Genomic DNA, 22,185 nt, shown 5'->3' with positions numbered 1-22,185 from the left:
TGGACGGCATGCGGAACTGGACGGCCGAGGACATGCCGGACCAGAACGGGCGCACGGTGGTGATCACCGGGGCCAACTCCGGCCTTGGCCTGCACAGCGCCTACGCACTGGCCGCCAAGGGCGCCCACCTGCTGCTGGCCTGCCGCTCCCCGGAACGCGGGGCGCGCGCCGTCGACCAGGTCCGCACCACCGCGCCGCGGGCCAAGGTGGAACTGGTCCGGCTCGACCTCGGTGACCTCGCCTCGATCCGCGCGGCCGCCGAGGACATCCGGGAACGCGCCGGCGACCGGGTGCACGTGCTGATGAACAACGCGGGCGTGTTCTGCCCGCCGCTTGGCCGCACCGCGGACGGCTTCGAGACCCAGATGGGCGTCAACCACCTCGGCCACGCCGCGCTGACCTGGCTGCTCATGCCCGCGCTGCGGCAGAGCCCGGACGCGCGGGTGGTCACCCTGTCCAGCCTCGCGCACCGGCGCACCACGCTGAACCTGGACGACCTCAACTACGAGCGCCGCCGCTACAACGCCTTCGCCGGCTACGGCGAGGCCAAACTGGCCAACCTGATGTTCGCCCAGGAACTCGACCGCAGGCTGTCCGCGGCCGACCTGGACGTGCGCAGCCTGGCCGCGCACCCCGGTCTGACCGACACCGAACTGGGCGCCAACGGCGGCCGGGCCCGCAAGAACAAGGTCCTGGAGCTGGGCGTCACCCTGTTCAACAAGGTCGCCACCATGCGCCCCGAGCGCGGCGTGCTGTCCCAGCTGTACGCGGCCACCGCGCCGGAGGTGCGCGGCGGCCAGTACTACGGCCCGGCGGGCGCGGGCGAGGTGTGGGGCGGACCGGGTCTGGCGGCCTGCTCACCGGAGTCCCAGGACCTCGCGGTGGCCGCCCGGTTGTACGAGCGCAGCGGCGAGTTGACCGGAATCGCACCCGACCCGGCCTGACGTGTGATCGGCCACTCCCCCGCTGGGCTGGGGTCCCCGGCTCCGGGGACGTAGGCTGGCGGTCATGACCGTGGTGCCCGAGGGCCGCAAGCTTCTGCGGCTGGAGGTTCGTAACAGCCAGACGCCCATCGAGAAGAAGCCCTCGTGGATCAAGACCAGGGCGAAGATGGGTCCCGAGTACCGCGAGCTGAAGGGCCTCGTCAAACGCGAGGGCCTGCACACGGTCTGCGAGGAAGCCGGCTGCCCCAACATCTACGAGTGCTGGGAAGACCGCGAGGCCACCTTCCTCATCGGCGGTGACCAGTGCACCCGCCGCTGTGACTTCTGCCAGATCGACACCGGCAAGCCAGCCGACTTCGACGCCGAGGAACCGCGCCGGGTCGCCGAGTCGGTGCAGGCGATGGGCCTGCGCTACTCCACCGTCACCGGCGTCGCCCGCGACGACCTGCCCGACGGCGGCGCCTGGCTCTACGCCGAGACGGTCCGCCAGATCCACGCGCTCAACCCCGGCACCGGCGTCGAACTGCTGATCCCGGACTTCAACGCCGACCCCGAGCAGCTGGCCGAGGTCTTCGGCTCCCGCCCCGAGGTGCTGGCGCACAACCTGGAGACGGTGCCGCGGATCTTCAAGCGGATCCGCCCCGCCTTCCGCTACGAGCGCTCCCTGCAGGTGATCACCGAGGCCCGCGAGTTCGGCCTGGTCACCAAGAGCAACCTGATCCTCGGCATGGGCGAGACCCCGGAAGAGGTCACCGAGGCACTGCAGGACCTGCACGACGCTGGCTGCGACATCATCACCATCACCCAGTACCTGCGGCCGAGCCTGCGCCACCACCCGGTGGAGCGCTGGGTCAAGCCGGAGGAGTTCGTGCAGCACAAGGAGTCCGCGGAGAAGATCGGTTTCGCCGGGGTGATGGCGGGCCCGCTGGTCCGCTCCTCCTACCGCGCCGGCCGGCTCTACTCGCAGGCGAAGCAGTTCCGCGGCGAGCAGGTCCCCGAGCACCTGAACCACCTCGCGCAGGCCGGTCCGGGCGCCCAGGAGATCACCGCCCTGCTCGCGCGGTGACATTGGCGTGCTCCGCACGCGGGATTCCTGCGTGCGGAGCGCGCCAAAGGCTACTGCGCCCTTAGTCGCCCCGCCGTGCATCCGCCGCACGCGAAGCAAGCTTCGGATGCGTCGGACACACGGCAAGGCAACGCGAAAAATCAACCGCACTGCCGGCCAAGAGCCCGCCGTGTCGCTGCGCGCCACGCCTCTTTCGCAACAAGTGGGCGCTGGTCAGGGCTTCTCGTGAGCCGTAGACCTTGCCTGCCCGGCCATCAACCGCCCGAATAGGTGAGCCGGGGCCACGGCCGTATCCTGGGACCATGGCCCCGAAGCCCCCCAAGCCGGACAAGGCGACTGCCAAGGCGGCAAGCCGCGAGCGGCGTGCTGCCTCCAAGGCACGTCGCAAGCAGATCTTCGAAGCGTTCAAGATGCAGCGCCGTGAGGACAAGTGGCTGGTGCCGCTGATGATCCTCGCGGTGCTCGGCGCTACCGGCGTGGTGTTCGGCATCGGCTGGCTCATCGGCTACCCGTATGTGGTGCTGCCGCTGGGCATCGCCATCGGCGCGCTGATCGCGGTGAGCATCTTCGGCCGCCGGGTGCAGCGCAACGTCTACTCCAAGGCCGACGGCCAGCCCGGCTCGGCGGCCTGGGCGCTGGGCAACCTGCGCGGCAAGTGGCGGGTCACCCAGGCGGTGGCCGGCACCACCCAGCTGGACGCGGTGCACCGGGTGCTCGGCCGCCCGGGTGTGGTGCTGGTCGCCGAGGGCGCGCCGCACCGGGTGAAGCCACTGATCGCGCAGGAGAAGAAGCGCATCGGCCGCATCATCGGCGACACCCCGATCTACGACGTCATCGTCGGCAACGAGACCGAGGACAAGCAGGTCCCGCTGCGCCGCCTGCAGAGCTACCTGTCCAAGCTGCCGCGCAACATCACCGTGGCGCAGATGGACGTCATCGAGAAGCGGCTCTCCGCGCTGGCCAGCCGCGGCGCGGCACTGCCCAAGGGTCCGCTGCCGCAGGGCGCGAAGATGCGCAACGTGCAGCGCACCATCCGCCGCCGCTGAGCCGTCGCCGGGCCCTGGCGGCCCGGCTCCCGGTGCTTCAGCGCGCGATGGTCATGACGGTGCGGGCGACGTGGTCGTGCAGGCCACGTCCGTCCACATCCATCACCAGCGGCGGGATCACCAGGCACAGCAGCAGGGTGCGCAGCACCGAATGCCCGAACGAGATCCGCTCCCCAGCGCCGGTCAGCGAGGTCGGCTTGATGCCCACCACCCAGTGCCCGGGGGTCCGGCCGAAGGCGGCCAGGCTGGCCACGGTCAGCAACGCGAACAGCGCCATCGCCGACACCGCCGGGTTGGTGGTGAGGAAGTTGCCGATCAGCGCGCCCGGCAGCCAGTCGATGAGCAGGGCCAGGAACCGGCGACCGGTACCGGCCACCGAGCCCAGCCCGGCCTCGGGCAGCCGGAGTCGCTCCCCTCGGTAACCAGGATCCGCCGCCGGATCACTCTCCCGCGCCGAGCCCGGTCCTGACAGCCACGAACCCGTCCACCTGCTCACGGTGTCAAGGGTAGGACGGGCGGTTGACCCTGCCCCGACCAGGTGGCGCCGTTCCCCGAAATGGGGTGTCGTTAACACCGGTGAAACACTCGGGTGATGACCGAGCAACACCATGGTCATACGGTCTGCTGGCAACAGGGCCGGTCCCGTACCGGTTCTCCTGACCGCGTGCAGAGCACACCGGCCCTGCCGGCACAACGACGAAGGAGCCAACGAGGGTGTTCACCAATCCCGACGAGGTCCTGAGCTTCATCTCTGACAACGATGTGAAGTTCATTGACGTGCGGTTCTGCGACCTGCCCGGCATCATGCAGCACTTCACCGTGCCGGCCACCTCGTTCGAGCGCGAGACGTTCGAGGAGGGCCTCGCCTTCGACGGGTCCTCGGTGCGTGGTTTCCAGTCGATCCACGAGTCGGACATGCTGCTGCTGCCCGACGTGGCCACCTCGCGCCTCGACCCGTTCCGGATCGAGAAGACCCTCATCATCAACTTCTTCGTGCACGACCCGCTGACCCGCGAGCCGTACAGCCGGGACCCGCGCAACATCGCGCGCAAGGCCGAGCAGTACATCGCCGAGTCCGGCATCGCCGACAGCTGCTTCTTCGGCGCCGAGGCGGAGTTCTACCTGTTCGACTCGGTGCGCTTCGACACCACCGAGAACGCCTCCTTCCACGAGATCGACTCCGTCGCGGGCTGGTGGAACACCGGCACCGACGAAGAGGGCGGCAACAAGGGCTACAAGGTCAAGTTCAAGGGCGGCTACTTCCCGGTCTCCCCGACCGACCACTTCGCCGACCTGCGCGACAAGATCACGCTGAACCTGATCGACTCCGGCTTCACCGTCGAGCGCGCCCACCACGAGGTCGGCACCGCCGGACAGGCCGAGATCAACTACAAGTTCAACACCCTGCTGCACGCCGCGGATGACCTGCAGCTGTTCAAGTACATCGTCAAGAACACCGCGTGGGCCAACGGCAAGACCGCCACCTTCATGCCGAAGCCGCTCTTCGGTGACAACGGCTCGGGCATGCACGCCCACCAGTCGCTGTGGAAGGAAGGCTCGCCGCTCTTCCACGACGAGTCCGGCTACGGCGGCCTGTCCGACACCGCCCGGCACTACGTCGGCGGCCTGCTGCACCACGCCCCCAGCCTGCTGGCCTTCACCAACCCGACGGTGAACTCCTACCACCGCCTGGTCCCCGGCTACGAGGCCCCGGTCAACCTGGTCTACAGCTCCCGCAACCGCTCGGCGTGCATCCGCATCCCGATCACCGGGAACAACCCCAAGGCCAAGCGCGTGGAGTTCCGCTGCCCGGACTCCTCCGGCAACCCGTACCTGGCCTTCGCCGCCATGCTGATGGCAGGCCTTGACGGCATCAAGAACAAGATCGAGCCCCCGGCCCCGATCGACAAGGACCTCTACGAGCTTCCCCCCGAGGAAGCCAAGAACGTCCCCCAGGTCCCCAGCTCCCTGGACGAGGTCCTCAACAACCTGGAGCGCAACCACGACTTCCTCCTCGAGGGCGGCGTGTTCACTCCGGACGTCATCGAGACCTGGATCTCCTACAAGCGCGAGAACGAGATCGACCCGATCCGCCTGCGCCCGCACCCGTACGAGTTCGCGCTCTACTACGACGTGTGATCCGCGGTAGCTGAAACCGGCCGAGGGCCGGGTGGTCACCACGACCACCCGGCCCTCGGCCGTTACCCAAGCTCCTTCTCCACCACAGCCACCACGTCCTCCCCCACCTTCCCCCGCCCAGTCCCCAGCAACCACCGCTCCAACCCGCGATCCCCCGCATCCCGCGCCGACTTGTCCGCCAGCTGCACCACCTGCCGGACCCGGGCAGGCTCAGCCCCCTCCGCCAGCCGCACCAGGAACCCCCGGTACCCCAGGTTCTCCGCAGGCGCCGCGGCCTTCGTCGTGGGCAACGCCTCGATGCGGCGGCGCAGCTCGGTCGAGTCGGTGGCCGAGAGCACCCAGGTCGGGTTGGGCATGCCGGAGTAGATGTCGAGTTCTACCTCGATCGGGTCGGTCACCGGGGGGTCTCCTGCCTGCTGGGTGCCGCACGCGACCAGGGATGCCAGCAGCAGTGCGAGGGCGGGGTGGGGTTTCATGCCACGTAGGCCGTGTCGTTGTTCTGGTAGAAGTAGCCGCAGAAGTCGGTGTAGTCGCCGCGGCAGATGTTGTTCGGGGCGTAGCCGCGGCCGTTCTCCTGGTAGATCGAGTGGCCGCAGTCGTCGGTGTACTTGGCCGGGGTGCCGCCGGGTTTGTGGCCCCACCACCAGTTCGGGCCGCCGGTGACCAGGCGGTAGAAGTGGTAGTCGCGGCCGGGCCAGATGACCATGGCGATGGTCAGGGTGTTGGTCTGGCAGCCGTCGACCCAGCCGTCGGCGCGCAGGCCGTCGGTGACGTTGCCGCAGCTCATGATCGTCGCCGGGCGGCCGCCTCGTCGGCCGGGCAGGGCGTAGCGGACGTCGGCGAGGTGGTTGCTGGCGAAGCAGTAGCAGTTGTTGCGGGTGACGTGGGCCGGGTCGTTGAAGTGGTTCGCGTTGGCGCTGAACACGTTCGAGCCGCAGGCCCACCAGGTGCCGCCCCGCACGCCCAGCTCGCCGGTCTCGTTGGCCTGGTCGGGGTTCTCGCCCTCGGTGGCCCGTTGCACGCTGCCGGTGGGCGCCATGGACTGGGCCGCGGTCTGGATGAGGCTGACGCCCTGGCCGGCGATCTCGGTCAGTTCCTCGTCCACGCCGCTGTCCTTGACCGAGCTGGACGTGCCGAGCAGCCAGTCCGCGATCGGTTCGTCGGCCGAGCGGCTGCCGACGCGGAAGGTCAGCGGCAGGCCGGCGCCGTTGGCCAGCCGGGTGTCGTTCCAGGCCCCGTCGGTGGACTTGATCATGCGGACCAGCAGGCCGCGGTAGCCGAGGCTGAACTGCTCGTCCTCGGTGGCCACCGGGGAGAGCTGGTCCGGGTCGGCGGTGACCCGCTCGATCAGCTCGCGCTCCTGGGCGTCGGTGAGTCGCCAGGTCGGGTTCGGCATTCCGGAGAAGATGTCGAGTTCCACTTCCAGCACGGTGTTTCCCCCTTGCCGTGACGGGCGGAATTGCCCCTTCTCCGTGGAGGGTCCCAAATGCCGGCTGATCGGACAAGTAGCGCCGGGCCCGGTTCAAGGTAAAACAAATTCAGGCCGGCCCCTGCGTTTACCCGGTCGCGCTCTGATCGACCGCGGCCAGCAACTGACTGGCCAGCCGGGTGCGCACGTACAGCACCTCCCGGCCCCGCCGGCGCGAGGTCACCAAGGCGTTGCGCCGCAGTACGGACAGGTGCTGGCTGACCGCGGGCGGGGTCAGGCCCACGGTGGCGGCCAGTTGCGTGGTCGACCTGGGTAAATCCAATTGCAGTAACAACAAAGCGCGACTGCGGCCGATGAGATCACCCAACGGCAGCTCGCATTCCGCATCACCGGGATTTCGCCAGACCGATGCGACGCCATGCGGTGGATAGGCGAGAGTAGGCCGATAGGGTTCGTTCAACACGACAAAGGGAGTCGGCCAGGCGAACACGGTCGGCACCAGCAGCAAACCCGTGTTCCCCGGTAGATCTTTCTCGCCGGAATGCCTGGCCAGGTCGATGTCGAGCCTGCCCTCGGTGTAGCGGACGTCCGGGTGCAGCCGGTCGAAGGCCGCGACGGTGCCACCGGTGGCCAGGCCGGTGGCCAGCCTGGTGAACTCCGCGTCCAGCACCGCGTTCATCCGCGATTGACTCGGCTCGATGACCAGCCGCCGGTACCGCGCCAGGCTCTCGGCCAGCCGCGGCAGTTCCCGCGCCGGATCGGCGTGCAGCGGCCGCAGCACCGGCGGCAGCGCGGCGGGCGGGGCCAGCTCCTCCAGCGCCGAGCGGATCGCGGCGGCCGGGGTGGCCAGCAACTGGTCGAGTTCGGCGCCGAACTCGGTGTCCCAGCCCGCGGGCGGGAGCAGCAGGAAGTCGGGCAGCCAGCCGGGGCGGCAGGTCAGAGCCAGTGCGACGGTCAGGTCCAGCCCGGCGATCTCGCGGCGGGCCGCGGTGATCCAGCGCTGGTGCACGAAGTGCCGGGCCGGGTCGCCAAGGGTGCGCAGGCTGCCGGTCACCTCGTACAGCGGCGACCGGGCCAGCCGGACCCTGGTCAGGTCCTCGGCACGCATCCGGAGGCTGATCACGGCCCGAGGGTAGCGGCGGGGTCCGTCAATTAAGCGAGCGCGAAATGGTGGGCGGACCTGGCCACCGCGGGCGCAGGGTGGGCGGCGAGCCGCGCTGGGCGGCACCACGACCGGGGAGCATCGCCGTGCCCGACACCCTTGACCTGTCCGCGCTGGGCAACATCGACCCGGCCTGGACGCACCTGCGCAAGCAGGTCACGCCCGCGGCGGAGCTGGCACTGCCCGACGCCCGCCTGAAGTGGTACGACGTGCACCGCCCCGACCAGCCGATCCCGGCCGCGACCCGCACCCGCGCGCGGGAGTTCCTCGCCGCCGAGGTGGCCGCCGGCCGGGTGGTGACCCGCGGCGACCTGGGGTTCATCGTGCTACACAGCTCGGGCACCGTGCTCTTCGCGCTGCTGTGCCTGTGGCGCGGGGTCAACGAGATGTGGCAGGCCGCCTACGCCAGCACCGACGGCGGCCCGTTCACCCCCGCACAACAGGCGGACGGCCTGACCCCGACCCAGTGCGTGTGGGAACTCGGCCCCACCACGCACGAGCGGATGGCCTGGTCGCACTACCTGGAGTCCGCCCGCGACCAGGACGCCAAACTCGCCTACCTGGCCGACCGCCTCACCGGCCTGGTCTGACCCCGGCGGCCCCGGATCACCCGGCCAGCAGCGCCTGGCAGATCCGGGGCAGCGCCACCCCGATCGGCTCCCGGATCACCTCGGTCGCGAACTCGTCGTACGGCGTCGGCGCCGCGTTGACCACCACCAGCTTCGCCCCCGCCCGCACCGCCACCGCGCACAGCGAGGCGGCCGGCTCGACCTGCAGCGAACTGCCCACCGCCAGGAACACCTCACTGGCCGCGGCGATCGTGCGCGCCTTGCCGATGACCTCGGCGTCGAGCTGCTGGCCGAAGAGCACCACCGCGAGCTTCAGGATGCCGCCACAGTCCGCACAGGACGGATCCAGCTCCCCGCCACGAACCCGGTCCAGCACCTCAGGAGTCGGCGTACGCGCGTCGCAGCCGACGCAGAGCGCGCCGTGCATGCTGCCGTGCAGTTCCAGGACCTTCCGGGCGGGCACCCCGGCCCGCTGGTGCAGGCCGTCGATGTTCTGGGTCAGCACCCGGACCGCGGGACCCGCGCTCAGCCCGGCCAGCGCCAGGTGGGCTGGGTTGGGCTGGGCGAGCCAGGCCGGGTGGGTCAGGTACCGCTGCCAGAAGCGCTGCCGGATCTCCGGGTCGGTGAGGAAGTTGTCCAGGGTGAACAGGTTGGCCAGCTTGGGATCGCGGGTCCAGATGCCGTCCGGGCCCCGGTAGTCGGGGATGCCGGAGTCGGTGGAGATGCCCGCGCCGGTCAGCACGGCGATCCGCCGCACCCCGCGCGCCCAGTCGGTCATGGTCGCCGAGGCTAGTCAGCACGGGGCGGGCGGGCCATCGGTTTCCGCCCTGCCCCCGACCGCGGACGGCACACTGTCCACATGCGTCTCCCGCACGGCTCCACCAGCTTCAACACCACCACCCCCGGCCCGGACCCGAAACAGTTCCGCACCCTGATCACCGCCGTGGCCCGGGAGTTCGGCGCCCACATCGAGGAGTTCCTGCTCCCCGACGGAACGCCGAACTACATCACCACCCGCCTGCGCGAGCGGGAACGGCGCTTCGACCTGCTCTGCCACGACTCGCTGTTCCTGCTCGCTTTCGCCGAGGTGTCACCGACTCCGGGTGCTCCACCGGTCTTCCGGGACGAACCGCGGTGGGCCGAGCTACTCCAGGCCAGATCGGAATTCGGGGTCTACACCAGGGAAGAACTCGACACCCCACTGTCCGAAGTGGACATCAACGAGCTGAACTCCTTCGAGCACGGGCAGATCCGGCACTGGCGGCCGGGCACCGTCGGCGAGCTGACCTTCAACCACTGGGACTGATCATCAACCCAGGGGCGGCAGGATGGCCTGGGCGTCGGCGCCGCGCATCCACAGGCCGATGACGAAGGCCGCGGTGGCCTCCAGCAGGCCTGCCCTGGACAGCGGGCCTGCCACCACCGGATCGCAGCCCAGGTCCCGGACCAGGGTTTGGACCTGGGCCAGGGCGGTGGGGTCGTCGCCGCAGAGTGGGACGGCCAGGGGGCGGTCGGCGAAGACCGGGGGTGTCAGCCGCCAGGTGTCGACGTGGCACAGGTTGAACGCCTTGACCACGTGTGCGCCGGTGGTGGCGAGTTGTTCGGCCAGGCTGATGTCCTTGGTGGTCAGGGTCCAGTCGGGGGCGACCGGGTTGGTGCAGTCGATCACGGTGCGGCCCGCGGCGCCCGCCTCGGTGAGCACGTCCAGGGCCGCGGCGGCGGGCACCGCCAGCAGGAGCACCTGGCCGAAGGCGGCCGCCTCGGCGTAACTGCCGGTGCGGGCCTCCAGGCGGGTGGCCAGTGGGGCGGGGTTGGTGCGGGTGGCGATCATCAGTTCGTGGCCCTGGCGGGTCCACTGGGTGCCGAGGGCCTCGGCCATGTCGCCCGCGCCCAGGATGCCGATGCGCATCAGGTTCCTTCTGTTGGAGTTGGTGCTGCCCGAACGGTAGGAAGGGCGATGGGCACCGAATGGTGTCCGTCGGCTGCGGCAGGCTGGGGCGGTGTTCACGCTGGAACGGGACCTACTGGCCGACTGCCGGGCGCGGCTGGCCTTCGACCTGATGGCCAACACCTGGAACCCGGTCGTGCTGTGGGCGCTCAAGGACGGGCCGCGCAGGCCGGTGCGACTGCGCAGGGAGATCGGCGGCATCCGCACCAAGGTGCTCACCGAGACCCTGCACCGGCTGACCTACCACGGCCTGATCGCCAGGGACTGTTTCCGGGAGGCCCCGCCGCGGGTGGAGTACCGGCTGACCGAGCTGGGTCGCAGCCTGCTCGGGCCGATCGAGGCCTTCGGCGCCTGGGCCTACCGGCACGGGGACGAGGTGCTGGCCGCGCAGGAGGCCGCCGAGGAACTCAGCGGCTGACCCGCAGGCCCAGCTCCACCCGGTCCAGCTCACTCCACAGCCGCTGCCCTCGGTGCCTGCGCAGCAACGCCAGCGACACGCCCTCCACCGGGATCCGCACCGGCTCGGCCCGCACCGCGGCCAGGATCCGGCGGAGCTGGGCCGGATCCACCGGCTCGGTGTGCTCGGCCAGCAGCAGCCTGGGCGGCCGGGGCCAGCGCGGGCGCCTGCCGAGCACGCCCGCCACCGCGGCGGCCAGTGCCCGGCGCACCGGTCGCAGGTCGCCGGTCACGGCCAGCGCCACCGAGCCACGCCGCCGGATGACCCGGCCGGTGACCAGCGCCAGGGCCGGGACCTCGGCCAGCCGTTCCCGCGCGGCCGCGGTGATGGCCTGCACGTCGGTGTAGCGCAGCCGCTCGGCCGGGCCCAGCTCACGCAGCGGCAACCGCAGCCAGGGCGGCGCGCACGGGTGCAGTTGCGGGAGCCTGCGCAGCGCCCCCTGGTACTGGCCGGCCAGCCGGTGCACGGCCAGGTGCTCCTTGAGCGGGATGTGCCAGCAGTACACCCGGTCGTCCACACGCTCCCCCGTCCACCTCGGCTGCCTGCCTCCTTGGTACCGACCGGGGCCGTCAGCCCGCGTCCACCTGTGGTCGCGGCCGCACTCAGCAGACAGACCGAGGGCCGGGCAGCGTGGTCGCCGCCCGGCCCTGGGACTCCTTGAGTCAGAGGGTCAGGACTGGTGCTCCTGGGGCTGGGTCTCCGCCTGGGCCCGTTCCTTGCGGGCGCGCGCGGCCTCGGCCAACAGCATGGGCGAGGGGGCACGGTGCACCGGCGATGTCCGAGCGGCCTGGTCACTGGCGGCCCGTGGCGACTGCCCGTTCTGCTCGACCATTACGTCCTCCTCCAGCCGGGTACTAACCAACTGCCCACGAGGCTAGGCCGGTCCGCGTCACCCCATCAGGCGAATCTGTGACAGCGGAGCGCATCGGAATCGATTCCGAAGGCCGCGCAAACGATCGCCAGCACGCCGTTGACCAGCGTTTACCCGCGCGAGATGACAATCCGCCGTGCACCCTGGAGTTGCTCCGGATACCTGGACAAGATCTTCAGAATTCGTCCTCTTCGTCCTCATCCTCGGCATCGCCGAGGTACAGGTCGACCGAGAACGGGCAGGGCAGGCCGGCCAGCCGGGCGGTCAGCGCCGGGGTGAAGGTGAGCTGACCCTGGCCGTTGGTGGCCTCCACCGTGCACCACACGTCGACCTCGAAGTCGCCGCTGAGCCCGGCGAGGGCGCCCAGCTTCCCGTCCAGCTCGTCGAGCAGCCACTCCAGGTGCGCGGAGAGCGGCTCGGTCGGCTCGGCCTCGCTCTCCAGCAGCCACATGGACTGCTCGCGCAGGGTCGAGATGCTCTTGCCGATCGGCTCACCGCGCTCGGCGGCGGTGGTCGGGTCCAGCCCGAGGGTCTCGGTGACCACGGCCGCGGCGGCCTTGGTGCTGAACAACCGCAGGGACGCGCTGGCGCGGGAGATGGCCACTCTCACTCCTCCTGGACGACAGCCCTCATCCTGGCAGACCGCGGTGAACGCTCAACCGCCGAGCAGGGCATCCCTGGTGACCTGGAGCTGACCGTGATGCTGCGCCAGCTCCTCGTAGACGTGCTGCAGCGCCGCGCCCTGGCTGATGCCGCCGGGGAAGGTGCGCCAGTGCGGTGGCGGCTCCCGCCGGACCGGCTGGTCGTACTCGGCGCCTGCCACGTCCGCGCCGAAGCGGGCCCGCACCGCCGCGGTCCGCTCGACCAGTTCGGCCACCGGCCCGGCCGCGGTGAACTCGGCCGGACGGTCTCGTTCGACCTCTCGCCCGGCCACCACCTGCCCGCCCCAGAAGGCGACCACGCCAAGGCAGTGGGTCAGGATCTGGTAGGGCGTGTTCGCGCCAGGCAGGTCCGGTTTCCGGTTGGCCAGCTCATCGCCCAGCTCCAGCAGCACGCCGGTCATGCCGTCCAGTGCCCGGTCGACGAAGAACAGATAGTCCGCCTCGCTGATCACGCTCGTGCCTCCCCGCACTCCGGCTCCTCGGCGAGTAGCTTGCCAGGCGTGACCGACAGTCTCCGCGAAGAAGAGCCCGATGTGCCCACCCGCATTGTCAGCCACTTCTACGACAATCTCGCCGACGCGGTCGAGTCCCTGGAGGCCGCCGAGCGGCTCGGACTCGGCGTGACCGTGCGCAACCGCATGGTCCTGCAGGGCGCCAACGACGACAGCGGCGAGGTCGTGCTGGAGGAGTGGGTGGTCGACGTCTACGACGCGCCGCCGCTGGAAGAAGACGAGGACGACCTCACCGACGAGGACGACGACGAGGAGATCGCCGCCGTGCCCGCCGGGGAAGCCACGCCGTAACTCAGTCCACCACCAGAACCAGCTTGCCGCGGACGTGCCCCTCCTCCAGGAGGCGGTGCGCCGCGGCGGCTTCGGCCAGCGGGAAGGTCTGCTGCACGTCCACCCGCAGCCGGCCACTGGCGGCCAGCTCGCCCAGGAAGGTGAGCTGCTCCTTGTCCGCCTGGGCGAAGACGTAGCGGCCGCCCTGGGCCAGCACCTCGCCGCCGACGATCGAGGAGTGCCGGGCCGGGTCGCGGACCAGCTGGGGTGAGTCGGTGAGCGCCTGGCCGCCGATCAGGTCGATCGCGGCGTCCACCTTGCCGTCGCCACCGACCAGCGCGGCCACCCGCTGCACCAGCCCGTCGCCGTAGGTGACCGGTTCGGCGCCCAGTTCGCGCAGGTAGTCGTGGTTGCGCTCGGAGGCGGTGCCGATCACCCGCTTGGCGCCCAGTTCCCTGGCCAGCTGCACCGCGACGTGGCCGACCCCGCCCGCGGCGGCGTGCACCACCACGGTGTCGCCGTCACCGACGCCTGCCGCGCGCAGGGCCTGCAGCGCGGTCAGGCCGACCAGCGGCAGCGCACCCGCGGTCACCCAGTCCAGACCGGCCGGTTTGCGCACGATGGCGCGCTGCGGGGCGGCGACCTGTTCGGCGTAGGCGCCGTGTTCCACGCTGTCCTTGCGGATGTAGCCGAACACCTCGTCACCGGGGGCGAACTCGGTGACGTTGGGGAACACCGCGGTGACCACACCGGCCACGTCCCAGCCGGGGATCAGCGGCAGGTGGTGCGGCATGGTGCCCTGGAGGTAACCCAGGCGGATCTTGAAGTCCACCGGGTTCACCCCCGCGGCACGCACCTGGATGAGCGAGTTCTCCGGGCCGAGGAGCGGTTCGGGCAGTTCCCGCAGGCGTAGTACCTCGGGGCCGCCGAACTCGTCGAACGCGATTGCCTTCACTCTCAGGAATCGTAGAACAGCCGCTCCACCACCGCCCGAGCACGACGGGTTACCCGGCGGTACTCGTCGATGAACTCACCGGGGTCGGCCGTGGCCGGGTAGCCCATGGCCCTGGCCACCGCGGCCAGCTCGCGGCCCTGCCGGGGCAGCTGGTCGGTGGGTTTGCCGCGGACCAGGGTGGCCGCGTTGCGGGCCCTGGTGGCCATGTCCCAGGCCGCCTGCAACGCGGCGGCGTCGGCGGGCTGGACCAGTCCCTCGGCCGCCGCGGCCGCCAGTCCCCGCACCGTGGACGGGGTGCGGAGGGCGGGCACGGTGTGCGCGTGCTGGAGCTGGAGCACCTGCAGCGTCCACTCGACGTCGGCCAGTCCGCCGCGGCCGAGTTTGGTGTGGGTGGCCGGATCGGCGCCGCGGGGCAGCCGTTCGGCGTCCACCCTGGCCTTGATCCGCCGGATCTGCAGCACGCTGGCGTGGTCGAGTCCGGCCGCCGGGTAGCGCACCGGGTCGATCATCTCGACAAAGCGTTGCCCCAGTTCGGGATCGCCTGCCACCGGCCGGGCACGCAGCAGCGCCTGCTGCTCCCACACCTCGGCCCACTGGGCGTAGTAGGCGCGGTAGGACTCCAGGGTGCGCACCAGCGGCCCGCTGCGACCCTCCGGGCGCAGGTCGGCGTCGACCTGTAGCGCCGGGTCCTGGCTGGGCGCGCCGAGCAGTCGCCGGATGAGTTCGGCGACCGCGGCCGCGTACCGCACCGCCTCGGTTTCGTCAGCGCCCGCAACGGGTTCGCACACGAAGAGCACGTCGGCGTCGGAGCTGTAGCCGAGTTCGGCGCCGCCGAGGCGGCCCATGCCGATCACCGCGATCCTGGCCGGTTGCGACCCGCGTTCGGCGGCGACCGCGCGGCAGGCCGCGTCCACCGCGGCCTCCAGCACCGCCACCCACACGCTGCTCAGCGCGGCGCACACCGCGGGCAGTGCCAGTTCGCCGAGCAGGTCAGCGCAGGCCACCCTGAGCAGTTCGTGGCGGCGCATCGAGCGCGCGGCGGTGACCGCGGTGACCGGGTCGGCGTAGCGGGCCACGGTGCGGCGCAAGGAGATCGCCACCTCGGCTGGTTCGCGGCCGGCCAGCGCGGGGGTGTCGGCGAGCAGCCGCAGCACCTCCGGCGCGCGCACCAGCAGGTCCGGCACCGTCCGCGAGGTGCCCAGCAGGAAGGCCAGCCGGTCGGCCACCGCGCCCTCATCGCGCAGCAGCCGCAGGTACCAGGGCGTGGTGGCCAGCGCCTCGGACACCCGGCGGTAGGCCAGCAGTGCGCCGTCGGGGTCGGGGCTGTGCGCGAACAGGTCCAGCAGCACCGGCAGCAGCGCGCCCTGGATCGCGGCCCGCCGGGACACCCCGGTGGTCAGCGCCTCGATGTGCCGTAGCGCGCCGTCCGGGGAGGCGTAGCCGAGCGCGGCCAGGCGCAGCTTGGCCGATTCGGTGGACAGTCGCAGTGCCTCGCTGGGCACCCTGGCCACCGCCTCCAGCAGCGGCCGGTAGAACAGTTTCTCGTGCAGCCGCCGGACCCGGTTGCAGTGCGAGCGGAACTCGGCCTGCAGCACCGTGCCCGAGCTGCGCCGCCCGTCCGGCCGGACCCCGGCGGCGCGGGCCAGCCAGCGCAGGCCGAGGCGGTCGTCGTCGGCGGGGAAGAGGTGGGTGCGCCGCAACCGTTGCAGCTGCAGGCGATGCTCCAGGGTGCGCAGGAACCGGTAGGACTCGGCCAGCCCCGCCGCGTCCGCGCGGCCGACGTAACCACCGTGCCCCAGCACCCGCAACGCGTCCATTGTGGACAGAACACGGAGTTCGGCCGCGCCGCGCCCGTGCACCAGTTGCAGCAGCTGCACCGCGAACTCGACATCCCGCAGCCCGCCGCGGCCGAGTTTCAGCTCCCGGTCGCCCAGCCCGGCTGGCACGTGCTCCTCGACCTTGCGCCGCATGGCCTGCACATCGGCCACGAAGTGGTCCCGGTCGCCGGCCGACCACACCATCGGCGAGAGTGAGTCCACATAGGACTGACCGAGTTCGGCGTCCCCGGCCACCGGCCGCGCCTTGAGCAGCGCCTGGAACTCCCAGGTCCGCGCCCACCGCTTGTAGTAGGCGATGTGCCCGTCCAGGGTGCGTACCAGCGCGCCGGCCTTGCCCTCGGGCCGCAGCGCCGCGTCCACCTGGAAACAGGCCTCACCGGCGACCCGCATCAGGGCGGCGGCCAGCCGGGTGGCCACGCCGATATCGCCCTCGGCCACGAAGATGACGTCGACATCGCTGACGTAGTTGAGTTCCCGCGCCCCGCACTTGCCCATCGCGATCACCGCGATCCGGCAGGGCAACTCATCGGTGTCCGCGGGCACGATCTCCAGCACACCCACGGCCAGCGCGGCCTGCAGGGCGGCCCCGGCCAGGTCGGAGAGCAGTGCGGCCACGTTCTCGTAGGAGACCTGCGGGGCGTCGCCGTCGATGGTGTGCGCGAGGTCGGCGGCGGCGATCCGCAACAGCTCCAGCCGGTATGCCTCGCGCAGCGCGCGCACCGCCTCCGGCCCGCGGAGCCGGGCCCGCCACACCGGGTGCGCGGGATCGGCGCCGACCGCGGCGAGCAGCCGCGCGGTCAGTTCGGCGACCTCGGGCAGCGGCGCGTCCAGTGCGCCGTCGAGCACTTCCAGCCGGGCGGGTTCGGCGATGACGAAGTCGGCCAGCGCGCTGGAGGCCCCGAACACCGCGAACAACCTGGTGCGCAGCCCGGTCTCGGTGCGCAGCCGTTCATCCAGGGCGGGCCAGCCATCGCCAAGGGCCTCGCGCAGCCGGACCAGGCAGCGCAGGGTCAGATCGGGATCGGCGCTGCGAGAGAGCGCGGCGAGCTTGGTCTCCGCACCCAGCCTGCCCCACCAGCCGACCTCGCCGAGCAGGTCGGCCGCGCGCGGATCGGTCAGCCCGAACCGCGCGGGCGAGGGCGTGGCCCGGCTGGGATCGGTGAAGGTCATCCGCTACACCAGCGGCAGGCGCCGGCCGGGCGCCGCCGGGCTCAGCTCCCCGGCGGCGAGCCGGACGAACCGCTCGGTGAACGGCTGCCACACCTCGGCCAGGTCCTGATGCCGCTCGACCAGGTGGTCGTGCTCCAGATGCCCACGCGGCGCGAACGCGGCCTCCTCCGGGGAGTGCTCGGCCCAGCGCTGGACCAGTTCCGGGGTGGTCTCGATGTGGAACTGGAGTCCATAGGCGTTGTCCCCCACCCGGAACGCCTGGTTGACGTACTTCGGCGAGGAGGCCAGCAGGACCGCGCCGCCGGGCAGCGTGAAGATCTCGTCCACGTGGTACTGGAGCACATCAGGCGTCATCGGCAACGGCTCGAACAGCGGATCCCCCGCCGCCGCGTCCCGCTTGGCGATCAGCAGGGTGCCCACCTCGGGCCCCACCGCGCCCGGCCGGACCTGGCCTCCGGTGGCCGCGGCCAGGAGCTGCCCGCCGAGGCAGATGCCCAGCACCGGCACCCGCCGACCGACCGCGTTGGCCAGCAGCGCCCGGATGTCCTTGAGCCAGGGGTGTTCGGCGTCGTCGTAGGCGCCCATCTCCCCGCCCAGGCACACCAGCGCCTGGTAGCCCTCCATGCTGGCCGGGATGGGTTCCTGCCCGGCCCGGACCAGGTGGATCTCGGCACCGGCATCCAGCAGCCAGTCGGCGAGCGGGCCGAGCGGATCCAGGTCGGAAGGCTGGATGACAAGCACCGAGGTCATGGGAGAAAGCCTAGGCGCTGCTCCCTAGCAGGCGCAGGCCACCGCCCGGTGGATGTGATCACCCGCTCCCCGCACCCCCGGCGCAGCCACGCCCGGCCCCGCCGCGCCCGGCCCGCCACCGGCCACAGCCGCGTCCCTCACATCGCCCCCAACCACCGCGTCACCCTCGATCGGATAGTCCGCCCCGATCCAGGCCTGAATCCCCCCGGCCAGCCGCTTCACCTTGAATCCCAGCCCGGCCAGCCGGGCGGCACCCTTGGTCGCGGCGTTGCACTGGAAGCTCTCGCAGTAGCAGAGGTAGACCAGGTCGCGGTCCAGGTGCGCGGTGTTCTCCTCGGTCAGCGTGGCGTAGGGCAGGTTGATCGCACCGGGGATCCTGGCCGCCGCGAACGCCTCCGGCCGCCTGCACTCCACCAGCACGTAACCGGTGACCGTGCCGGCCACCAGGTCCCGGTGCACGTCGTCCGGATCGGCCTCGAAGGCGAGTTCGGCGGCGAAGTGCGCGGCCGCCACGGCGGGCTCGGCCACCGGCAGGGAAAGCACGTGCGAAGTGGTCTGCATGCTGGAAATTCTCGGGCAGTGGGACGCCCTCGAACATGGGGCGTTCCTGGTTCTAGCCTGGTTGTGCCTGTGTTTCCCCGCGAAAACCTAGCTTTGACGAGGATTTGTTGCGTGGACCTAGATGAACTGGACTGGCGCATCCTGGACCTGCTCCAGCAGGACGGCCGGATGACCTTCACCGAGCTGGCCCGCCGGGTCAACCTGTCCGCCCCCGCCACCACCGAACGCGTGCGCAGGCTCGAGCAGCTGGGAGTGATCACCGGCTATGCCGCGGTGGTCGACCCCCAGCTGCTCGGCCTGCCCATTCAGGCCATCGTCCGGGTCCGGGTCAGAAGCCTGGACTCGCCCCGGTTCCGCGAGCGGCTGCTGGCCCTGCCGTCGGTGTGCGACGCCGACCACGTGACCGGCGATGACTGCTGGCTGTTGCGGGTGCGATGTAAGTCGATGGCCGAACTGGAACAGCTCGTCGACAACGCGCAGCAGTACGGCGAGACCACCACGTCACTCGTGTTCTCCTCGCATGTGCGGAACCGCCCCGTCAGCAGTCCCGGCTGAGAAGGCGATCTCCACAGCGTCGAACACCGGCCGATAACCCAGCCGCGGATAGATCCGGTTCGTCACCGGATCCCCGAGATCGGTGAACAACAGCACCTCGGTCGCGCCCTGGACGAGCGCCCACTGCGAGGCCGCCGCCGTGGCCGCCGAGGCATAGCCATGCCCCCGGTGCCGCACCGGCGTGTAGACGTACCGGACCCTGGCCATTCCCCCGCTGGGCACATTGGTGAACGCCAACGACACCGGCGTCCCGTCCACCTCCCAGACGAAGTGCGGATCCCCCGCCTCGAACGCGGCCAGCACGCCGGCCCGCTCATCCAGCGAATACCCCACCCCGTCCAGTTCCAGGCTGAACGCCTCCCGCCACTTCACCAACAGCTCCAGATCAGCCCTCCCGCCAATCCGCGCCGCACCGGCGACCGCAGGCGGGGTCAACTCCTCCAGCCGGAACAACCGCGTCGCCAACTTCTCCAGGCTCACCTGCCCGGTCCGCTCGGTCCAGGCCCGCGCGAACGTGACGGCTGCCTCCCGCGGCCCGGTCACCGCGGTCAGGCCAGGGTCGTGCAGGAGTACCGCGTCCACCGCGGCCGGGACGGTTTCCGGCGGCAGCCCACCGATGAGCAGTGGCCAGGGCGCGGTACGCAGGCTGGCGCCGACCAACGCGCCGGAGTTGTCGTGCACCGTGAGCATGAGCGGAGTGGTGTAACCGGGTTCGGTCCCGGCCAGGCAGCGCTCCATGACGGTGATCGCGACGGTATTGCGCACGGGGTCCGCGAGGAAGTGCGGCCCCGCAAGCTTCCAGAAGAGCTGAGGATTGGTGTGCACCTGCGCATCCATGTACCCAGGGTGCGCCGGGCCGGAGCTTCCGGCGACTCAATTTTCGAACGCAAAAAAAGCGTGTGGCCCCAGAACCAAAGTTCTGGGGCCACACGCAAATTTAGTTCGGCGGCGTCCTACTCTCCCACACGCTCACGCATGCAGTACCATCGGCGCTGGAGGACTTAGCTTCCGGGTTCGGAATGGGACCGGGCGTTTCCCCTCCGCCATAACCACCGAAACACTATGAAAAAAACAACCCCAACACACACCTGAAACAGGGTGTATCTAGTTGGTTCTTTCAGAACCACACAGTGGACGCGTAGCAACTTTGTGAGCAAGCCCTCGGCCTATTAGTACCCGTCAACTCCACCTATTACTAGGCTTCCATCTCGGGCCTATCAACCCCATCGTCTATAGGGGGCCTTAACCCTTCAAGAGGGTGGGAGACCTCATCTCGAAACAGGCTTCCCGCTTAGATGCCTTCAGCGGTTATCCCTTCCGAACGTAGCCAACCAGCCATGCCCTTGGCAGAACAACTGGCACACCAGAGGTTCGTCCGTCCCGGTCCTCTCGTACTAGGGACAGCCTTCCTCAAGTCTCCAACGCGCGCGGCGGATAGGGACCGAACTGTCTCACGACGTTCTAAACCCAGCTCGCGTGCCGCTTTAATGGGCGAACAGCCCAACCCTTGGGACCTACTCCAGCCCCAGGATGCGACGAGCCGACATCGAGGTGCCAAACCATGCCGTCGATATGGACTCTTGGGCAAGATCAGCCTGTTATCCCCGGGGTACCTTTTATCCGTTGAGCGACACCGCTTCCACAAGCCAGTGCCGGATCACTAGTCCCGACTTTCGTCCCTGCTCGACCCGTCAGTCTCACAGTCAAGCTCCCTTGTGCACTTACACTCAACACCTGATTGCCAACCAGGCTGAGGGAACCTTTGGGCGCCTCCGTTACCCTTTGGGAGGCAACCGCCCCAGTTAAACTACCCACCAGGCACTGTCCCTGAACCGGATCACGGTCCGAGGTTAGATATCCAGTACGACCAGAGTGGTATTTCAACGATGACTCCACCACAACTAGCGTCGCAGCTTCACAGTCTCCCACCTATCCTACACAAGCCGAACCAAACACCAATACCAAGCTATAGTAAAGGTCCCGGGGTCTTTCCGTCCTGCCGCGCGTAACGAGCATCTTTACTCGTAATGCAATTTCACCGGGCCTGTGGTTGAGACAGCGGAGAAGTCGTTACGCCATTCGTGCAGGTCGGAACTTACCCGACAAGGAATTTCGCTACCTTAGGATGGTTATAGTTACCACCGCCGTTTACTGGCGCTTAAGTTCTCAGCTTCGCCACCAAAGTGACTAACCGGTCCCCTTAACGTTCCAGCACCGGGCAGGCGTCAGTCCGTATACATCGTCTTGCGACTTCGCACGGACCTGTGTTTTTAGTAAACAGTCGCTTCTCCCTGGTCTCTGCGGCCAACCAACCCTAGCCCGTAAAGAGCTTCAAGTCAGCGGGCCCCCCTTCTCCCGAAGTTACGGGGGCATTTTGCCGAGTTCCTTAACCACAGTTCACCCGAACGCCTCGGTATTCTCTACCTGACCACCTGTGTCGGTTTGGGGTACGGGCCGCGTGAACACTCACTAGAGGCTTTTCTCGGCAGCATAGGATCACTCTACTTCGCCTCAATCGGCTACGCATCACGTCTCAGCCTACATGGATGACGGATTTGCCTATCACCCGGCCTACACGCTTACACCAGTACTACCACTCACTGGCGGAGCTACCTTCCTGCGTCACCCCATCGCTTGACTACTACGAGATCAGATCCCACGCTCACTCAGTTTCTCCCGAAGGATCCACTTCGCTCGGGTGGTTAGTATCCCTCGCCTCACCATGGGCGCATCCACACGGGTACGGGAATATCAACCCGTTGTCCATCGACTACGCCTGTCGGCCTCGCCTTAGGTCCCGACTTACCCTGGGCGGATTAACCTGGCCCAGGAACCCTTGGTCATCCGGCGGCAGAGGTTCTCACTCTGCAATCGCTACTCATGCCTGCATTCTCACTCGCACACCCTCCACAACTCGCTCACGCGGCTGCTTCCCTGGATGCACGACGCTCCCCTACCCATCCACACGACTAGACACCCGGTTCAAGCCCGGGAGCCGATCTATAGTGTGAATGACACGGCTTCGGCGGTACGCTTAAGCCCCGCTACATTGTCGGCGCGGAACCACTTGACCAGTGAGCTATTACGCACTCTTTAAAGGGTGGCTGCTTCTAAGCCAACCTCCTGGTTGTCTGAGCGACCCCACATCCTTTCCCACTTAGCGCACACTTAGGGGCCTTAGCCGGTGTTCTGGGCTGTTTCCCTCTCGACTACGAAGCTTATCCCCCGCAGTCTCACTGCCACACTTCACACACCGGCATTCGGAGTTTGGCTGATTTCAG

The 22,185-nt window shown here is 69.4% G+C and carries 24 protein-coding genes and 2 rRNA genes (1 of these 26 running past the window's edge); 9 read left to right on the top strand and 17 right to left on the bottom strand.

Annotated features, from left to right (window positions below):
• The first annotated feature begins 8 nt into the window (after positions 1–8).
• From HNR67_RS13820 to HNR67_RS13810, 3 genes are all read left to right on the top strand, one after another.
• Positions 9–944, top strand: a complete 936-nt coding sequence (locus tag HNR67_RS13820; protein WP_185002426.1) for an oxidoreductase — start codon at positions 9–11, stop codon at positions 942–944.
• Between the two features lie 64 nt (positions 945–1,008).
• The gene (lipA, locus tag HNR67_RS13815) at positions 1,009–2,010 is read left to right on the top strand and encodes a lipoyl synthase (protein ID WP_185002425.1); all 1,002 of its coding nucleotides are present in this window, start codon (positions 1,009–1,011) and stop codon (positions 2,008–2,010) included.
• A gap of 302 nt (positions 2,011–2,312) precedes the next feature.
• A complete protein-coding gene (locus HNR67_RS13810) occupies positions 2,313–3,056 on the top strand; it encodes a DUF4191 domain-containing protein (protein ID WP_185002424.1) in 744 nt (247 codons plus the stop codon).
• A 37-nt stretch (positions 3,057–3,093) separates the two neighbouring features.
• Here the strand turns inward: HNR67_RS13810 and HNR67_RS13805 are convergent, their stop codons facing one another.
• Complete coding sequence (locus HNR67_RS13805; protein ID WP_312987193.1) at positions 3,094–3,552, bottom strand: RDD family protein; 459 nt, start codon at positions 3,550–3,552, stop codon at positions 3,094–3,096.
• A 218-nt stretch (positions 3,553–3,770) separates the two neighbouring features.
• Here HNR67_RS13805 and glnA point away from each other — a divergent pair, with 218 nt between their 5' ends.
• Entirely contained in the window at positions 3,771–5,195 is a 1,425-nt protein-coding gene (gene glnA, locus HNR67_RS13800) for a type I glutamate--ammonia ligase (protein ID WP_185002423.1), read from the top strand.
• Positions 5,196–5,257: 62 nt separating this feature from the next.
• Here the strand turns inward: glnA and HNR67_RS13795 are convergent, their stop codons facing one another.
• From HNR67_RS13795 to HNR67_RS46220, 3 genes are all read right to left on the bottom strand, one after another.
• Entirely contained in the window at positions 5,258–5,671 is a 414-nt protein-coding gene (locus HNR67_RS13795; protein WP_185002422.1) for a hypothetical protein, read from the bottom strand.
• The gene (locus HNR67_RS13790) at positions 5,668–6,624 is read right to left on the bottom strand and encodes a hypothetical protein (protein ID WP_185002421.1); all 957 of its coding nucleotides are present in this window, start codon (positions 6,622–6,624) and stop codon (positions 5,668–5,670) included. Before HNR67_RS13790 ends, HNR67_RS13795 begins: the two co-directional genes overlap by 4 nt.
• 127 nt (positions 6,625–6,751) lie before the next feature.
• Positions 6,752–7,747, bottom strand: coding sequence for an ArsR/SmtB family transcription factor (locus HNR67_RS46220; RefSeq protein ID WP_185002420.1), 996 nt, complete (start codon positions 7,745–7,747; stop codon positions 6,752–6,754).
• A gap of 125 nt (positions 7,748–7,872) precedes the next feature.
• Between HNR67_RS46220 and HNR67_RS13780 the strand changes: the two genes are divergently transcribed.
• Positions 7,873–8,376: a hypothetical protein gene (locus HNR67_RS13780; RefSeq protein WP_185002419.1), complete on the top strand. Its 504-nt coding sequence runs from the start codon at positions 7,873–7,875 to the stop codon at positions 8,374–8,376.
• Between the two features lie 16 nt (positions 8,377–8,392).
• Here HNR67_RS13780 and HNR67_RS13775 read toward each other — a convergent pair whose 3' ends face one another.
• The gene (locus HNR67_RS13775) at positions 8,393–9,133 is read right to left on the bottom strand and encodes an SIR2 family NAD-dependent protein deacylase (RefSeq protein WP_185002418.1); all 741 of its coding nucleotides are present in this window, start codon (positions 9,131–9,133) and stop codon (positions 8,393–8,395) included.
• 81 nt (positions 9,134–9,214) lie between these two features.
• On the opposite strand from HNR67_RS13775, the gene HNR67_RS13770 reads away from it, so the two are divergent.
• On the top strand, positions 9,215–9,661 hold the full coding sequence (locus tag HNR67_RS13770) for a hypothetical protein (RefSeq protein ID WP_185002417.1): 447 nt from the start codon (positions 9,215–9,217) through the stop codon (positions 9,659–9,661).
• A gap of 3 nt (positions 9,662–9,664) precedes the next feature.
• Here HNR67_RS13770 and HNR67_RS13765 read toward each other — a convergent pair whose 3' ends face one another.
• A complete protein-coding gene (locus tag HNR67_RS13765) occupies positions 9,665–10,264 on the bottom strand; it encodes an NADPH-dependent F420 reductase (protein ID WP_185002416.1) in 600 nt (199 codons plus the stop codon).
• Positions 10,265–10,415: 151 nt separating this feature from the next.
• Between HNR67_RS13765 and HNR67_RS13760 the strand changes: the two genes are divergently transcribed.
• A complete protein-coding gene (locus HNR67_RS13760; protein WP_185010601.1) occupies positions 10,416–10,721 on the top strand; it encodes a winged helix-turn-helix transcriptional regulator in 306 nt (101 codons plus the stop codon).
• On the opposite strand, the gene HNR67_RS13755 is transcribed toward HNR67_RS13760, so the two are convergent.
• The 4 genes from HNR67_RS13755 to HNR67_RS13740 all read right to left on the bottom strand — a co-directional run bounded on the left by HNR67_RS13755 (position 10,711) and on the right by HNR67_RS13740 (position 12,763).
• Complete coding sequence (locus HNR67_RS13755) at positions 10,711–11,277, bottom strand: hypothetical protein (RefSeq protein ID WP_185002415.1); 567 nt, start codon at positions 11,275–11,277, stop codon at positions 10,711–10,713. The genes HNR67_RS13760 and HNR67_RS13755 overlap by 11 nt on opposite strands.
• A 153-nt stretch (positions 11,278–11,430) precedes the next feature.
• Complete coding sequence (locus HNR67_RS13750; RefSeq protein WP_185002414.1) at positions 11,431–11,592, bottom strand: hypothetical protein; 162 nt, start codon at positions 11,590–11,592, stop codon at positions 11,431–11,433.
• 214 nt (positions 11,593–11,806) lie between these two features.
• Entirely contained in the window at positions 11,807–12,235 is a 429-nt protein-coding gene (locus HNR67_RS13745) for a DUF4279 domain-containing protein (RefSeq protein WP_185002413.1), read from the bottom strand.
• A 51-nt stretch (positions 12,236–12,286) separates the two neighbouring features.
• On the bottom strand, positions 12,287–12,763 hold the full coding sequence (locus HNR67_RS13740; RefSeq protein WP_312987188.1) for a DinB family protein: 477 nt from the start codon (positions 12,761–12,763) through the stop codon (positions 12,287–12,289).
• A gap of 30 nt (positions 12,764–12,793) precedes the next feature.
• Here HNR67_RS13740 and HNR67_RS13735 point away from each other — a divergent pair, with 30 nt between their 5' ends.
• Positions 12,794–13,096 (top strand): hypothetical protein, encoded by a 303-nt coding sequence (locus tag HNR67_RS13735; protein ID WP_185002412.1) that lies wholly within the window; start codon positions 12,794–12,796, stop codon positions 13,094–13,096.
• 1 nt (position 13,097) lies between these two features.
• Here HNR67_RS13735 and HNR67_RS13730 read toward each other — a convergent pair whose 3' ends face one another.
• The 4 genes from HNR67_RS13730 to HNR67_RS13715 are packed head-to-tail and all read right to left on the bottom strand — an operon-like array spanning position 13,098 to position 18,349.
• On the bottom strand, positions 13,098–14,030 hold the full coding sequence (locus tag HNR67_RS13730) for an NADP-dependent oxidoreductase (protein WP_185002411.1): 933 nt from the start codon (positions 14,028–14,030) through the stop codon (positions 13,098–13,100).
• A gap of 2 nt (positions 14,031–14,032) precedes the next feature.
• Positions 14,033–17,038: a bifunctional [glutamine synthetase] adenylyltransferase/[glutamine synthetase]-adenylyl-L-tyrosine phosphorylase gene (locus tag HNR67_RS13725; RefSeq protein ID WP_185002410.1), complete on the bottom strand. Its 3,006-nt coding sequence runs from the start codon at positions 17,036–17,038 to the stop codon at positions 14,033–14,035.
• Positions 17,039–17,041: 3 nt separating this feature from the next.
• The gene (locus HNR67_RS13720) at positions 17,042–17,788 is read right to left on the bottom strand and encodes a type 1 glutamine amidotransferase (protein WP_185002409.1); all 747 of its coding nucleotides are present in this window, start codon (positions 17,786–17,788) and stop codon (positions 17,042–17,044) included.
• A 24-nt stretch (positions 17,789–17,812) separates the two neighbouring features.
• Positions 17,813–18,349 (bottom strand): rhodanese-like domain-containing protein, encoded by a 537-nt coding sequence (locus HNR67_RS13715; protein WP_185002408.1) that lies wholly within the window; start codon positions 18,347–18,349, stop codon positions 17,813–17,815.
• A gap of 111 nt (positions 18,350–18,460) precedes the next feature.
• Here HNR67_RS13715 and HNR67_RS13710 point away from each other — a divergent pair, with 111 nt between their 5' ends.
• On the top strand, positions 18,461–18,904 hold the full coding sequence (locus HNR67_RS13710) for an Lrp/AsnC family transcriptional regulator (RefSeq protein ID WP_185002407.1): 444 nt from the start codon (positions 18,461–18,463) through the stop codon (positions 18,902–18,904).
• Here the strand turns inward: HNR67_RS13710 and HNR67_RS45635 are convergent.
• The 3 genes from HNR67_RS45635 to HNR67_RS13695 form a co-directional block, all read right to left on the bottom strand.
• Positions 18,851–19,741 (bottom strand): GNAT family N-acetyltransferase, encoded by an 891-nt coding sequence (locus HNR67_RS45635; RefSeq protein ID WP_185002406.1) that lies wholly within the window; start codon positions 19,739–19,741, stop codon positions 18,851–18,853. The two genes, HNR67_RS13710 and HNR67_RS45635, sit on opposite strands and share 54 nt — an antisense overlap.
• Positions 19,742–19,844: 103 nt before the next feature.
• Positions 19,845–19,961: ribosomal RNA gene (rrf, locus tag HNR67_RS13700) — 5S ribosomal RNA — on the bottom strand.
• A 92-nt stretch (positions 19,962–20,053) separates the two neighbouring features.
• Positions 20,054–22,185, bottom strand: a 23S ribosomal RNA gene (locus tag HNR67_RS13695); it runs 978 nt beyond the window's last position.

The sequence above is a fragment of the Crossiella cryophila genome (assembly GCF_014204915.1).
GTDB classification, from domain to species: domain Bacteria; phylum Actinomycetota; class Actinomycetes; order Mycobacteriales; family Pseudonocardiaceae; genus Crossiella; species Crossiella cryophila.
This window is presented reverse-complemented; position numbering and strand designations above follow the sequence as displayed.